Below are 13,050 nucleotides of genomic sequence, written 5' to 3'. Positions count from 1 at the left end.
ACCCCCTGATCCAGCGCCTGCCGTCCTAGCGCGGCGCGACCTCCAGGCGCTGCCGGTTGAGCAGGTACTTCGGCAGGTACGGCAGGTCGGTGCGGACCGGGAAGTCCATGTCGTACGCGAGGCAGGCGAGGGCGAGCGGGCCGAGCGCCACACGGGCGCGCGGTGCCTGCGACTCGCCCCAGTAACCGGCGTGCTGCACAAGGGATTCCGCGAGCGCCTCGCCGAAGGCCTCGTGGTCGTGCGTGAGCAGCCGATGGAACAGGGCGACGGGCTGGTAGTCGACGAGGTTGAGGAAGTCCTTCGGCGCGAGCGTCGCGACGTCGGGGTGCGAGGCCTCGATGGTGGTGACGAGCCGGTCCACGACGTCGTCGACGGGGCGGCGCAGCCAGTGGCTCTGCAGGACGTCGATCCAGTGCGGCACGTAGTCGTCCACGGGGGCGCCGGCGCGCAGCACGTCGAGCGGCACCTGGCACAGGCGGGTGGTGCGCTCGCGGTCGCGGGTGACGAGGGTGAGGTAGAAGGCGTCGAGCCAGGCGCGGGCAGCATCGCCCCCCGGCTCCGTTTCCCCGCCCTCCGGCGCGGGTTCGCCGTCCTTGCCGTGCTCGGCGAACAGGTCGGTGCCGCGCTGCTGCGCCGCGATCCACGCCTCCCACGTCCCGGCCTCGGCGGCGTCGGGGTCGCTCTCCGCGTGCGCGAGGGCGCGGGTGAGCGCGGCGGCGAAGGAGTCGGGCTCCGGGTGGGGCCCGGTGGCGGAGGAGAGCCGGCCCGCCCGGTCGAGCGCGCGCAGCGCCTGCATCACGTCGACGAGTGCGCGCGGCGGCCGCTGCTCGACCGTGCGGGTCTCGTCGTCGATGACGGTGAGCGAGGTGAGGCGCCCGTCGTGCCACCAGTAGACGCGCGGCGAGAGCGGCCCGGGGCCTTCCTCGTGGGCCCGGACGGCATACGTGGCAAGGTCGTTGAGGGCGTCTGCCACACCCCCGTCGACGATCGGGTGGAAGGCGAGCAGGTGCCGGGTGGGCACGGCGACGAGGGCGCCCGCCTCGGGCATCCGCCGCCCGGTGACCTCGGCGACGACCTCGGGCAGGACGACGGCCTTGGTCGCCACGGAGTGCGCGTCGCCGTACACGGAGTAGAGGACCGGGTGCCCGTCGAGCCGGACCTCCTCGTACCGCATCGACTCCCCGGCCAGGGCGCGCCGCGCGGCCTCCCACAGCTCGTCGGCCCCGGCCCGCGCCACGTCCTCCTCGGTCAACAGGCGTACGGAGTCGGGCCCGTCGAGCGCGAGGGCGAGGCGCAGCCCTTCGGCGACCTCGCGCGCGTGCAGGGGCACGGTCGTGTCGACGGCGTCGGTGGGAACCAGCCGCAGACAGGTCCCCGCGAGCAGTTCCTCGGCGGACTCGTCGCCCCGCGAGGCGTCCGCGAGGGCCGCGAAGTGCTGGTCGACGAGGGCCGGCCAGTCGTCCTCGGGCGCCGCTCCGCACCGCCGCGCCAGGTTCGCGAGGGGGAAGAGGTGGCCGTCGCGCTTGACCGCGTCGCCGACGAGGACGAGGTCCCGCTCCGCCCCGTATCGCGCCCGCACGCACTCGGCGACGAGCGCCCTGAGCCGCTCGGCCTGCGGTGTCGCGAGCATGGGCAGGTGGGAATCCGGAGCCTCGTTCTCAGTCACGGGGGCGACTCTACGAGCCGTGGGGCCCCTCCAGCGGGCCAATCCGGAAGACGGGACCGGACCGCAGGACGGGCGCCGCGGGTCAGGGCGTGATGACGTCCGTCTGGATCGCGAGCTTGAACTCGGCCAGCGTGATCGGCACCTTCAGCGGGTTGTCCCCCGAGCGGGCCGAGACCTTGAAGCCGACCGGCGTGCCGGGGTGCACGAACATCTGCCAGGTGTACGAGCGGAACTGCCCGCCGCCCGTGGCCGAGATGTCGGTGGTGGCGGTCGAGTCGTAGCCGGTGGCGAGGCCCAGCGGATCGCGCACGAAGCGGGCGCGGTACTCGGTCGCGCGCCGGTCCGCGGCCCAGAAGACGAGCGCGGACAGCGTGCCCCAGCCGTCGTGGCTCGGCCAGATGAGCCCGGAGCGGGCGTCAGGGTACGCCGACGCGGCGCCGCCGCCCGCCGGGTCGTGCATGGCCCACGGGTCGTACGACTCCTCGGCGCGCGCGTACGGGAAGCGCACGAGGTGGTAGCCGTCGGGGTCGTAGAACAGGGTCTGCGGGCCCGTGCGGGCGGACTCGTACTTGAGTGAACTGACCGCTACTGCCATGCCGTCGGCCTCCCCCGTGGTGATGGTGGGACGCATGGTCGCGCCAAGTCGGGCCGCCGACAAGGGGTGCGGACGACTGTCGCCGGTTACGGCTTGGCGATCCCCACGACGAGGACCCGTGTCCCCGGTTCCAACGGGCGCCAGCGGTGGGCGAGTCCGGCGGCGCAGTAGAGGGTGTCGCCACGCTCCAGGACGTAGTGGGTGTCGTCCACCTCGGTCTCGATCGAGCCGTCGGCGACGTACATGACCTCGTCGCCCGCGTGCCGGAAGACGCGCTCCCAGTCGTGCTCGCCGGTGAACTCCAGTGCGTGCAGCCGCTGTTCGCCACGGACGAGGGGGCGCGCGCCGTCGGCCATCGCGGGCTTCTCCGCCGCGCGCACCACGTCGACCGGCCGGGGCGGCTCGGCGGAGGCGAGGAGTTCGACGGCGGTGGTGTCGAGGGCGTCGGCGATGCGCTGCAGCGAGCCCATGCTGGGGCGCGAGCGCCCGTTCTCCACCTGGCTGAGGAACGGGACGGAGACCCCGGCACGGCGGGCCACCTCGGCGAGGGTCAGCTCGAGGCCGCGGCGCCTGCGTCGAATGCCCGGTCCCACGTTCATGAACTTGTAACGCCCTTTCGCCTCGGCCCCTGTTCCCCCGCACCCTACCGTCGTGGTTAACTCATTAACCAGTACTTAAAAAAGTTAACCACGCACTTCACCACTGGACGGAGGGCCTCCATGGCTCGTGTGGACCAGAACCAGCGCCGCCGCCGCGGCACCGGACTCCTCGCCCTCGACGAGGACGCGGCGTTCGGCGGCTACACGCTGTTCGCCCCGCTGACCGGCACCGGCGAGGTGTACCTGATCGACCTGCACGGCGAGGTCGTCCACCAGTGGAACCTGCCGAACCGCCCCGGCCGGCACGCCCGGATCCTGGAGAACGGGAACCTCGCCTACAACGGCGTGCTGCCCGACGAGCCCGCCCTCTTCCCCATGTGGCACAAGTACCGCGGCGGCCTCATGCAGGAGATCACCCCGGACGGCACGGTCGTGCGCGAACACCGCGACCCGCTCCAGCACCACGACGCCCACCACTACGGCGACGGCCGGATCCTCTACACCGCGCTCGAAGCGCTGACCGGCGACGCGGCGGCCGCCGTGCGCGGCGGCGTACCCGGCTCGGAGGCGGGCGGGGAGACCATCTGGGCGGACACGATCGTCGAGGTCGATGCCGAGGGGAACACGACCTGGGAGTGGAAGGTCTCCGAGCGCCTGGACCGCGAGGAGTTCCCGCTCCACCCGGACTACGCCCGCGAGCACTACCCGCTCATCAACAGCGTGCTGCCGCTCGCCGACGGGAACATCCTCGCGAGCTTCCGCTCCGTGTCGGCCGTCGTCGTCATCGAGCGGGCCACCGGGGACATCGTCTGGCGCTCCGAGCCGGGCGTCGTCTCGCAGCAGCACTGCCCGACCGAGCTGGAGAACGGCAACTTCCTCGTCTTCGACAACGGCGTCTTCCGGCCGCACTGGGACGTGCCGTTCAGCCGGGTCATCGAGATCGAGCGCTCCAGCGGCAAGATCGCGTGGGAGTACCACGACCCGGCGCGCGAGTCGTTCTTCGCGCCGTTCATGGGCAGCGCCCAGCGCCTCCCGAACGGCAACACCCTGGTCACCGACTCCCCCGCGGGCCGCCTCTTCGAGGTGACCGAGGACGGCTACCTGTGCTGGGAGTACATCGTCCCGTTCTTCGGCGGCTACTCCGAGGAAGAGGTCCGCAAGCTCTTCCCGTCCGAGCCCAACGCCGTGTTCCGTTCCTACCGCTACGCCGCTGCCGAGCTGCCGTGGCTGAACCGGTGACCGCCAACGCGGCACACCCCGACACGAGCACGGCACCCGTCGACGAGCGACTGCCCCTGAAGCGTCTCGTCCCCCTCGCCTGCCAGCACGTGCTGGCGGGCGTGGCGGCCCCCGTCTCCTCCGTCATCCTCATCGCGACGACCCTGAAGCTGTCGACGGCGCAGACCGCCTCGCTGCTCAGCGCGACCCTCGTGCTCTGCGGAATCGGCGCGCTGCTCCAGTCGCTCGGGGTCGCGGCGCTGCGGGTCGGCGCCCGGCTGCCGTTCCTGATGCTGCCGGGCGGCGCCGCGGTCGCGATCTTCCTCCAGATCGCGCAGGAGTACGGTCCGGCGACCGCCTCGGGCTCCGTCCTGGTCGCCGCCGCCTTCCTGCTCTGCGTCCTGCCCTTCTACGGGCGCCTGGTCCGGCTGTTCCCGCCACTGGTGATGGGCACGACCGTTGTCCTCATCGGCATCAACATGATCAAGGTGACCGCGCCGATGGTCGCCTCGGGTCCGGGCCTCGGCTTCGCGACGCTCGGCGTGATCGCGGTGTTCTTCCTCGTCCTGCGGGGCGTGTGGCGGCAGATGGCGGTACTGCTCGGCCTGGTCTGCGGCACGGTGATCGCGGCGCTCTCCGGCACCGACATCGAGGTCGCCCACGGCGGCACGTTCGCGCTGCCCGACCCCTTCCCGTACGGCGCCCCGCACTTCGACCTGCTCGCCGCGATCCCGCTCCTGGTCTTCGCCCTCGCCTCGCTCGCCGAGGCCACCGGGCAGACCGTCCTCAACAGCGAGGCCGTGGGCCGCACCCCCGACGCGGGCCGCGACGTGCCGCGCATCGCCCGCGCCGACGCGCTGGTCTCGCTCGGCTCGGGACTCTTCGGTACGTCGCTGATGGTGACCAGCGCCGAGAACATCGGCATCGTCCAGCTCACCCGCGTACGCAGCCGGTTCGTGACGGCGGCGGCCGGTGTGCTGCTGATCGTGTGCGGACTGATCACTCCGCTGACCCGGATCCTCGCGGCGATCCCGGAGCCGGTGGTGGGGGCCGCGGGGCTCGTCATCTACGCGGTGATCGCGGTCATGGGCTTCGGCATGCTCTCCCGCACCGATCTCACGCACGGCACGGACAGCGTCGTCATCGCGCTCGCTCTCGTGATCGGCATGCTGCCGATCGTGGCACCCGAGATGTACGCGGAGCTGCCGACCTGGGCCCGCACGCTGTTCGGCAGCGGGGTCGCGGCCGGGGCCATCGCGGCGGTCGTGCTCAGCGCCGTGTTCCGGACGCTCGGCCCGAGGCTCACTCCCCCGCAGGACGCTCTCGACGCTCCCCCATCAGACGGGAGCCCGTGAGCCGCTCGCCGAACACGTCGTCCGGGTTGGACAGGACGCAGTTCTCCAGGGACAGGCAGCCGCACCCGATGCAGTCGGTGAGGTGATCGCGCAGCCGGCCCAACTGCTTGATCCGCTCGTCCAGTTCCGACCGCCAGACCTCCGAGAGGCGCGCCCAGTCGTCCCGGTTCGGGGTGCGCTCCTCGGGGAGTTCGGCGAGGGCGTCGCGGATCGTGGCGAGCGGGATGCCGACGCGCTGAGCGGCCCGGACGAAGGCGACGCGGCGCAGCGTGTCGCGGCTGTAGCGGCGCTGGTTGCCGGAGGTGCGGCGGCTGGTGATCAGACCCTTGGCCTCGTAGAAGTGCAGTGCGGAGACGGCGGCTCCGCTGCGCGCCGACACCTGGCCGACGGTGAGCTCGTGGATCTTCTCCGGAATCTGTGGCACCCGGCCGAGCCTAGTGCGGGGGCGGCTGCGTTGTTAGCATGCCGAGAGGTCTGAGCAAGCGCTTAGACAAGTCTCCCGGGAGGTCACGGAACATGGCGGAGCCGCGCGTTTTCAAGGACGTCGACGACCTGAAGGGCGCCGTGGGCGAGCAGCTCGGGTACAGCGACTGGGTCGAGATCGAGCAGAGCCGCATCGACACATTCGCCGAGGCCACGGGCGACCACCAGTGGATCCACGTCGACCCGGAGCGCGCGAAGGAGGGGCCGTTCAAGACGACCATCGCGCACGGGTACCTGACCCTGTCGCTGCTGCCCCTCTTCGGCCCGCAGCTGATGAAGGTCGAGGGAATGAAGATGGGCGTCAACTACGGGACCAACAAGGTGCGCTTCCCCGCGCCGGTCCCCGTCGGCTCGCGGCTGCGCGCCACCGCGAAGATCACGAACGTGGAGGACGTGGCCGGCGGCGTACAGGTCAGCGTGGCGTTCAGCGTCGAGCGCGAGGGCGGCGACAAGCCGGTGTGCGTCGCGGAGTCGGTGTCCCGGTACTACCTGTGAGCCCCGTCCGCTACTGCTTCTGAGCGCTCACCATGCGCAGGACGAGGTCGGCGTAGAGCGCGCCGACCTCGTCGGGCGTGCGCTTGCCGTCCTCGTTGAACCAGCGGGCCACGTCGATGCACAGCGACAGCACGGCGACCGTGGTGCCCGGCACGTCGGGCACGTCGAACTCGCCCGCCCGCACACCGTCGTTGATGATCTCGCGCACCGAGGCGTCGCTCTCCCGGCGCAGCGCCACGATCGCGGGCCGGTTCTCCTCGCCGAGCGAGTCCAGCTCGTACTGGACGACGCGCGCGGTCATGTGGTGACCGGCGTGCCAGCGGACGAAGGAGCGGACGGCCTCGGCGAGCCGGTCCGCGGCCGTGCCCTCGCTCTCGACCGCCCGGCGCAGGATCGCGAGCGCCTTCTCGTGGCCGATCCGGCTGATCCGCAGGAGCAGCTCTTCCTTGGTCTTGTAGTGGATGTAGAGCGCGGCCGGGCTCATGCCGGCGCGGCTCGCGATGTCGCGGGTCGTGGTCGCGTGGTAGCCGCGCTCGGCGAACGCCTCCACCGCGGCGACGAGCAGCCGTCGGGCCGCGTCGGGTGTGACATCGGCCCACGGCATCTCGTCCGTGGCCTCGCCGTCACCGCGCTCTTCCTGCGTCATCGCCGCACTCACATCCTCCCGTGGGGTTGGTGCCACACCATACCCTCCGGGGTGAGCGGGCGCTTAGCGTCAGGCCACCGGTTTGAACGGGTCGTGGTCCGCCAGGATCTTCTCCAGTCGGGCCTGGTCCACGCGGCTGACGATCTGGCCCGCCTCCTGGCGGTCCCGGATCACCTTGGCCAGCGTGAAGGCCGAGGTCGTGAGGTAGAGGACGGCGATCGCCAGGAACGCGCGGATCCAGCCGCTGGCGTCGAGGCTGTAGATGCCGATGGCCGTCGCGCCGAGAGCGACGACGAAGGAGGCGACGGCCTGTCCGTAGAAGGCCACGGTGTTCTGCTGCTTGACCGGTGTGTCACTCATGCCGCACAGCATGGAGCGGATGGGGGCACGCCCCCATCCGCTCACGTACTCAACCGCGTACTCAGAACGCCGATACGCCCGTCAGCGCGCGGCCGATGATCAGCTTCTGGATCTGGCTCGTGCCCTCGTAGAGGGTCATGACGCGGGCGTCGCGCAGCAGCTTGCCGACGGGGTACTCGTCGATGTAGCCGTAGCCGCCGAAGACCTGGAGGGCGTTGTTCGCCGCGCGGACCGCCGCCTCGGACGCGAACAGCTTCGCCTTGGACGCCGCCGTCGCGAAGTCCTCGCCACGGTCGATGAGGTCGGCGACGCGCCAGGTGAGCAGCCGGGCCGCGTCCACGTCGACGGAGATGTCCGAGATCAGCTCCTGCACCAGCTGGTACGAGGCGATGGACTTGCCGAACTGCTCGCGCTCGCCCGCGTATCCGACGGCCGCGTCGAGCGCCGCCTGAGCGATGCCCACGCAGCCGGCCGCCACCGACATCCGCCCCTTGGCGAGCGCGGACATGGCGATGGAGAAGCCCTTGCCCTCCGGACCCATCAGCGCCGAGGCGGGCACCCGGACGTCCTCCAGGACCAGCTCGGCGGTGGCCTGTCCGCGCAGGCCGAGCTTGCCGTGGATGGTGTTGCGGGTCAGTCCGGGGGTGTCGGTGGGGACCAGGAAGGCGGAGATGCCCTTGTGGCCCGGAGTGTCGTTGGTGCGGGCGAAGAGGAGGACGACGTCGGCCCAGGTGCCGTTGGTGATGAAGATCTTGGTGCCGTTGATCACGTACTCGTCGCCGTCGCGTACCGCGCGGGTCTGGAGGTCGGCCGGGTTCGAGCCGTGGCCCGGCTCGGTGAGGCCGAAGCAGCCGAGCGCCTCGCCCGCGGTCAGCCGCGGCAGCCAGTGCCGCTTCTGCTCCTCGCTCGCCCACTGCTGGATCGGCTTGGTGACGAGGCCCAGGGAGACGGAGACGATGCCGCGCACGGACGAGTCCCCGCGCCCCAGCTCCTCCGTGACCAGCGTGTACGCGAGGTGGTCGCCGCCCGAGCCGCCGTACTCCTCGTCGATGGTCAGGCCCAGGAAGCCGACCTCGCCGAGCTTCTTGACGATGCCCTTGTCGACCTCCTCGGCCCGGTCCCACGCCACCACGTGCGGCGCGATCTCGCGGTCCACGAAGTCCTTGGCGAGCCGGCGCACCGCCGTCTGCTCCTCGCTCAGCTCCAGGTTCATGGCCACTCCCGCGTGAATCGAATCGTAAAGCAGTTAATTAGCACTGCTAGTTTTTGGTCTGCAGCCCTACTATGTGCCGCATGGCCCGACCGCGCAAGCCCCTCCTGAGCAGAGATCGCATCGTCGACGCGGCCCGCACCCTCGTCGACACCGAGGGCCTCGCGGCCGTCTCGACGCGCCGCCTCGCCTCCGAACTCGGGGTGAGCGGGCCCTCCCTCTACAACCACTTCCGCACGAAGGACCAGATCCTGGAGGCGGTCGCGGACTCGGTGAGCGCACAGGTCGACCTGTCGATGTTCGACGCCGACGACGACCGGGACTGGCGCACCGCGCTGCACGACTGGGCCGTCTCCTACCGGGCGGCGCTGCGCGCGCACCCGAACATCGTCCCGGTGCTCGCGCAGGGCCCCGGCCGCCGCCCGGCCGGACTCCGGCTCGCCGACGCGGTGTTCGGCGCGATGGTCGACGCCGGATGGCCCCCGCCGCAGGCCACGTCCATCGGCGCGCTCATGCGGTACTTCGTGACGGGCTCGGCGCTCGGCTCGTTCGCGGGCGGCTTCCCCGACGACGAGGCGGCGTACGACCCCGCCGACTATCCGCACCTCGGACAGGCGCACCTGCTCGCCGAGCGGCAGGACGAGGTGGACGACCGGGCCTTCGAGACGGGGCTCACTGCGCTGCTCGACGGGCTCGCCGTGCAGTACGGGCAGGTGGCGACCAAGGCGCACTGACGGTTCGGCGGTGGCCGAAGCGTGCCGGGGGCATCCTGGACGCATGGCCGCCTCGAAGGAACCCGGTGCTCCGCGCCTCGCCGCGCTCGCCTCGCTGATCGCCGACGAGACGCGGGCCGCCTGCCTGCTCGCGCTGCTCGACGGGCGGGCGTGGACGGCGGGTGAGCTGGCGCGGCACGCGGGTGTCGCGGCGTCGACCGCGAGCGAGCACCTCGGCAAGCTCGTCGCGAGCGGCCTGCTGGCCGAGGAGCGGCAGGGCCGCCACCGGTATCTGCGGCTCGCCGACGCACAGGTCGCACAGCTCCTGGAGTCGCTCGCCGGGTACGCCGCGCCGGGCGGCGGCGAGCGGCCCGGCACGCTGCGGGCGGCGTCGGCGCGGACCGCGATGGCCCGCGGGCGGACCTGCTACGACCATCTCGCGGGCCGGCTCGGGATCACCGTCACCGACGCGCTGGTGGAGCGGGATCTGCTGCGGCCGGATGTCGACTCGTCGACCTTCGCGCTCACCGGCGCAGGGCACGACTGGTTCCGGGGCATCGGGGCGCCGCTGGAGCCCGGCGCGCGGCGGCCGTTGACGCGCGGCTGCCTCGACTGGACGGAGCGCCGCCTCCACCTGGCCGGGCGGGCGGGCGCCGCGCTGTGCGCCCACGCGTTCGCGGCGGGCTGGATCGAGCGGATCGGCTCCGAGCGGGCGGTGCGGGTGACCGGGGCCGGGGAGCGGGCGCTGCGGGCCGAGCTGGGAGTGGCGGGGCTGGGCTGAGCGGACGGCGTGGCGCGTTCCCGCCCCCGGCCAAGCCCTTTCCAGGATGTAGCTGTAACGTACATGCGCCGGGCCGGGAAACATCTTCGTAACACGGGAGCGGCGCATGGCGCAGACGGCGGATGCCGCGATTCACCAGAAAATCGGGCAGAGTTGGGCGGCCGATTGCAGACAGTTCGCGCTGCGCGTGCTGCGCGGCGTCGGCCAGGTGACGTTCCTGCCGCGCGCGCTCACCGGCGCGCTGTTCGCCGCCGCGCTGTTCTCCGCCGGGTGGGAGTACGGGCTCTACGGGGTCGGGGGCGCGGCCGTCGGCACGCTGGTCGCGGCGCTGCTCGGCGTGGACAAGGAACGGCTCACGCTCGGCATGGAGGGCTTCAACGCCTGCCTCGTGGGCGTCGCTTGCGCCGTCTTCCTCAACCCCGACCAGCTGTCGTCGGTCCTGGTGGCGCTGCTCGGCTGCGCCGCCGCGACCGTGGCCACCGCCGCCGCGCAGCGGGCCCTCGGGGCGTGGGAGCTGCCCGCGCTGACGCTGCCGTTCTGTCTCGTGGCGAGCGTCGTCACGCTGGCCGCGCCCGGTTTCGCGCGGGTGTGGACCGGCGGGGGCGGGATCGCCGCGTTCCCGAAGGCGGTGTCCGGGGCCAGGACCGGCCTGCGGTTCGACGATGTCGTGCACGGGTTCCTCGCCGGTTTCGGCCAGATCTTCCTGATGCCGCAGTGGTACGCGGGTGCCCTGGTGCTCGCGGGACTCGTGGTGGCCGGTCCGCGGGTCGCGGGTGTGGCGTGCCTCGGGAACGTCGCGGGCATGGCGACCGCGTGGGCCCTCGGCGAGCCGGCCGCGCAGCTCGCCGACGGCACGTCCGCGTACAACGCCGTTCTCGTCTCGCTCGCCCTGTGTGGCGTGTTCCTGAAGGCCACGCCGCGGACGCTGGCGTATGCGGTCGCGGGGGCGGTGGCCGCCACGGTGTGCGCTCCGGCGTTCGGGGCGCTTGCGGCGCCGGTGGGCGGGCACATGTTCACGTGGCCGTTCGCGTTGACCACGTTGGTGTTTCTGGTTGCGGCGCGGTCGTTTCCCCGGCTGACGTCGTCTTCGGCCTGAGTGTTGTGGTTGCGGCCCGCCGTGGTTGACGTCTCGGGGCGCTGCCCCGGACCCCGCGCCTCAATCGCCGGCGGGGCTTGAATTACCCGCCGACGGCGCTGGAAGTAGCTGCCCGCCGCGAGTGGCTTGGCCGGTCAGGCCGACTCGAGGGTCGCGATGTCGATCTTGCCCATTTTCATCATCGCCGCGAGGACGCGTCCGGCCCGCTCGGCGTCCGGGTCGGCGAGGAGTTCGGTCAGGCGGCGCGGGACGATCTGCCAGGACAGGCCGTACTTGTCCTTGCACCAGCCGCACGGTCCCGGCTGCCCGCCGTCCGCCGTCAGGCGCTCCCACAGCCGGTCGACCTCGGCCTGGTCGGCGCAGTCGACGGAGAGCGAGACCGCCTCGTTGAACTTGAACTGGGGACCGCCGTCCAGCGCCTGGTACTCGGTGCCCGCGATGCGGAACGACACGATGACGCCAGAGCCTGGCTCCTGCGACCCCTTCTCGCCGAAGTGCTGGACATTCAGCACCTTGGAGTCGGGGAAGAGCGAGACGTAGAAGTCGGCCGCCTCCTCGGACTTCCCGTCGAACCACAGACAGGGGCGGATCTTCTGGTGGGTGGCGAACGCTGACATGGTGTGCCTCCTGGTTCCCGTGCCGGTGCCGGTCCCGCCGGCCCGTATCAGGTTTCTCCTCATACAGACCGGCCGCCAGCCGGAAACTCATCGCGGGGCAGAAGGGCCTAAAAGACCACCAGCGCGCGCCCGCCCTTGCCCGCCACCATCGCGTCGAACGCCGCCGGGATCCCGTCCAGGGCGATCCGCTCGGTCACCAGCGCGCTCAGGTCGAGGCGGCCCGCGCGGATGTGCTCGGCGAGCACCGGGAGGTCCCGCGCCGGGTCGCAGTTGCCGTAGACGCAGCCGGACAGCGTGCGGCCCCAGTGGAAGATCTCCAGGGCGTTGAAGGTGACCTGCTGGTCCTTGCCGCCGATGCCGACGACGGTGGTGCGGCCACCGCGGCGCGTGGACTCCCAGGCCGTACGGATCGTCACGGCGCGGCCGACGCACTCCACCGCCACGTCGACGCCCTGCTTGCCGGTCAGGCCGCGGATCTCGCGGGCCGTGTTCTCCGACGCGACCACGTAGTCCGTGGCGCCCGCGGCGCGCGCCAGCGCCTCCTTCTCCGGGGAGACGTCGACCGCGATGATCTTCGAGGCGCCCGCGATGCGCGCCGCCTGGAGCGTGGCGAGTCCGACGCCGCCGACGCCGTACACCGCGACGGTCTCCCCCTCCCGCACCCGCGCGGAGTGGTGCACGGCGCCGTACCCGGTGAGGACGGCGCAGCCGAGCAGGGCCGCGTCGGTGAGCGGGATGCCGTCCGGGACCGGCAGGACGCAGTTCGCGGCGACGACGGTCTCCTCGGCGAACGCGGCGACGTTCAGGCCGGGGTGCAGTTCGCTGCCGTCGGAGGCGCGCTTGGCGTGGATGTTGCCCGCGCCGGTGAGCGCGTTGGCGCAGAGCCAGACCTCGCCGAGCGCGCAGGCGTGGCAACTGCCGCACGAGGGCGCCCAGTTGAGGACGACGCCATCGCCGGGCGCCACATGGGTGACGCCGTCGCCGACGGAGACCACGGTGCCCGCGCCCTCGTGGCCGAGGACGGCGGGGACCGGGACGCGCATGGTGCCGTTGGTCAGGGACAGGTCGGAGTGGCAGACCCCGGCGGCGGCGAGCCGGACCCGGACCTGGCCGGGCCCGGGGTCGGGCAGTTCGATGTCGGCGAGCTCCAGCGGGGAACCGACGGCGGGCAGGACTGCGGCGCGGACCATGGTGAACGTAACTCCCTGACTGGCGG

Annotated in this window: 15 protein-coding genes; 6 read left to right on the top strand and 9 right to left on the bottom strand. The window is 72.1% G+C overall.

From position 1 onward, the window contains the following. Positions 1 to 25: 25 nt before the first annotated feature. The 3 genes from ACY34M_RS34315 to ACY34M_RS34305 form a co-directional block, all read right to left on the bottom strand. On the bottom strand, positions 26 to 1,666 hold the full coding sequence (locus ACY34M_RS34315; protein ID WP_462723192.1) for an immunity 49 family protein: 1,641 nt from the start codon (positions 1,664 to 1,666) through the stop codon (positions 26 to 28). Between the two features lie 82 nt (positions 1,667 to 1,748). Continuing rightward, a complete protein-coding gene (locus tag ACY34M_RS34310; protein WP_462723193.1) occupies positions 1,749 to 2,261 on the bottom strand; it encodes a hypothetical protein in 513 nt (170 codons plus the stop codon). A gap of 86 nt (positions 2,262 to 2,347) precedes the next feature. Further along, positions 2,348 to 2,860, bottom strand: coding sequence for a helix-turn-helix domain-containing protein (locus ACY34M_RS34305; protein WP_462723194.1), 513 nt, complete (start codon positions 2,858 to 2,860; stop codon positions 2,348 to 2,350). Between the two features lie 120 nt (positions 2,861 to 2,980). Here ACY34M_RS34305 and ACY34M_RS34300 point away from each other — a divergent pair, with 120 nt between their 5' ends. Together ACY34M_RS34300 and ACY34M_RS34295 are read left to right on the top strand one after the other, a co-directional pair. Continuing rightward, positions 2,981 to 4,099 carry an aryl-sulfate sulfotransferase gene (locus ACY34M_RS34300; protein WP_462723195.1) on the top strand — a complete coding sequence of 373 codons (1,119 nt, stop codon included), beginning with the start codon at positions 2,981 to 2,983 and terminating at the stop codon, positions 4,097 to 4,099. After that, positions 4,084 to 5,433, top strand: a complete 1,350-nt coding sequence (locus ACY34M_RS34295) for a uracil-xanthine permease family protein (RefSeq protein ID WP_462723196.1) — start codon at positions 4,084 to 4,086, stop codon at positions 5,431 to 5,433. Before ACY34M_RS34300 ends, ACY34M_RS34295 begins: the two co-directional genes overlap by 16 nt. Here ACY34M_RS34295 and soxR read toward each other — a convergent pair. Continuing rightward, complete coding sequence (gene soxR / locus ACY34M_RS34290; RefSeq protein WP_462723197.1) at positions 5,381 to 5,857, bottom strand: redox-sensitive transcriptional activator SoxR; 477 nt, start codon at positions 5,855 to 5,857, stop codon at positions 5,381 to 5,383. The genes ACY34M_RS34295 and soxR overlap by 53 nt on opposite strands. 92 nt (positions 5,858 to 5,949) lie before the next feature. Here soxR and ACY34M_RS34285 point away from each other — a divergent pair, with 92 nt between their 5' ends. After that, positions 5,950 to 6,411 carry a MaoC family dehydratase gene (locus tag ACY34M_RS34285; protein WP_462723198.1) on the top strand — a complete coding sequence of 154 codons (462 nt, stop codon included), beginning with the start codon at positions 5,950 to 5,952 and terminating at the stop codon, positions 6,409 to 6,411. Positions 6,412 to 6,421: 10 nt separating this feature from the next. Here ACY34M_RS34285 and ACY34M_RS34280 read toward each other — a convergent pair whose 3' ends face one another. From ACY34M_RS34280 to ACY34M_RS34270, 3 genes are all read right to left on the bottom strand, one after another. Next, positions 6,422 to 7,057, bottom strand: a complete 636-nt coding sequence (locus tag ACY34M_RS34280; protein WP_462723199.1) for a TetR/AcrR family transcriptional regulator — start codon at positions 7,055 to 7,057, stop codon at positions 6,422 to 6,424. Between the two features lie 69 nt (positions 7,058 to 7,126). Then, positions 7,127 to 7,417 carry a YiaA/YiaB family inner membrane protein gene (locus tag ACY34M_RS34275; RefSeq protein WP_462723200.1) on the bottom strand — a complete coding sequence of 97 codons (291 nt, stop codon included), beginning with the start codon at positions 7,415 to 7,417 and terminating at the stop codon, positions 7,127 to 7,129. A gap of 61 nt (positions 7,418 to 7,478) precedes the next feature. Then, positions 7,479 to 8,630 carry an acyl-CoA dehydrogenase family protein gene (locus tag ACY34M_RS34270; RefSeq protein ID WP_462723201.1) on the bottom strand — a complete coding sequence of 384 codons (1,152 nt, stop codon included), beginning with the start codon at positions 8,628 to 8,630 and terminating at the stop codon, positions 7,479 to 7,481. A gap of 80 nt (positions 8,631 to 8,710) precedes the next feature. On the opposite strand from ACY34M_RS34270, the gene ACY34M_RS34265 reads away from it, so the two are divergent. The 3 genes from ACY34M_RS34265 (at position 8,711) to ACY34M_RS34255 (ending at position 11,217) form a co-directional block, all read left to right on the top strand. Then, positions 8,711 to 9,361 carry a TetR/AcrR family transcriptional regulator gene (locus ACY34M_RS34265; protein ID WP_462723202.1) on the top strand — a complete coding sequence of 217 codons (651 nt, stop codon included), beginning with the start codon at positions 8,711 to 8,713 and terminating at the stop codon, positions 9,359 to 9,361. Between the two features lie 43 nt (positions 9,362 to 9,404). Beyond that, entirely contained in the window at positions 9,405 to 10,121 is a 717-nt protein-coding gene (locus ACY34M_RS34260; RefSeq protein ID WP_462723203.1) for an ArsR/SmtB family transcription factor, read from the top strand. A 106-nt stretch (positions 10,122 to 10,227) separates the two neighbouring features. Beyond that, positions 10,228 to 11,217, top strand: coding sequence for an urea transporter (locus ACY34M_RS34255; RefSeq protein ID WP_462723204.1), 990 nt, complete (start codon positions 10,228 to 10,230; stop codon positions 11,215 to 11,217). 134 nt (positions 11,218 to 11,351) lie between these two features. On the opposite strand, the gene ACY34M_RS34250 is transcribed toward ACY34M_RS34255, so the two are convergent. Then, a complete protein-coding gene (locus tag ACY34M_RS34250; RefSeq protein WP_462723205.1) occupies positions 11,352 to 11,834 on the bottom strand; it encodes a VOC family protein in 483 nt (160 codons plus the stop codon). Between the two features lie 107 nt (positions 11,835 to 11,941). Then, positions 11,942 to 13,024, bottom strand: coding sequence for a Zn-dependent alcohol dehydrogenase (locus ACY34M_RS34245; protein WP_462723206.1), 1,083 nt, complete (start codon positions 13,022 to 13,024; stop codon positions 11,942 to 11,944). Between the last annotated feature and the right edge of the window lie 26 nt (positions 13,025 to 13,050).

Source organism: Streptomyces sp. EDA2-14 (assembly GCF_054963755.1).
Note: the sequence above shows the minus strand (reverse complement) of the source record. Positions and strands in the feature narration are given on the sequence as shown.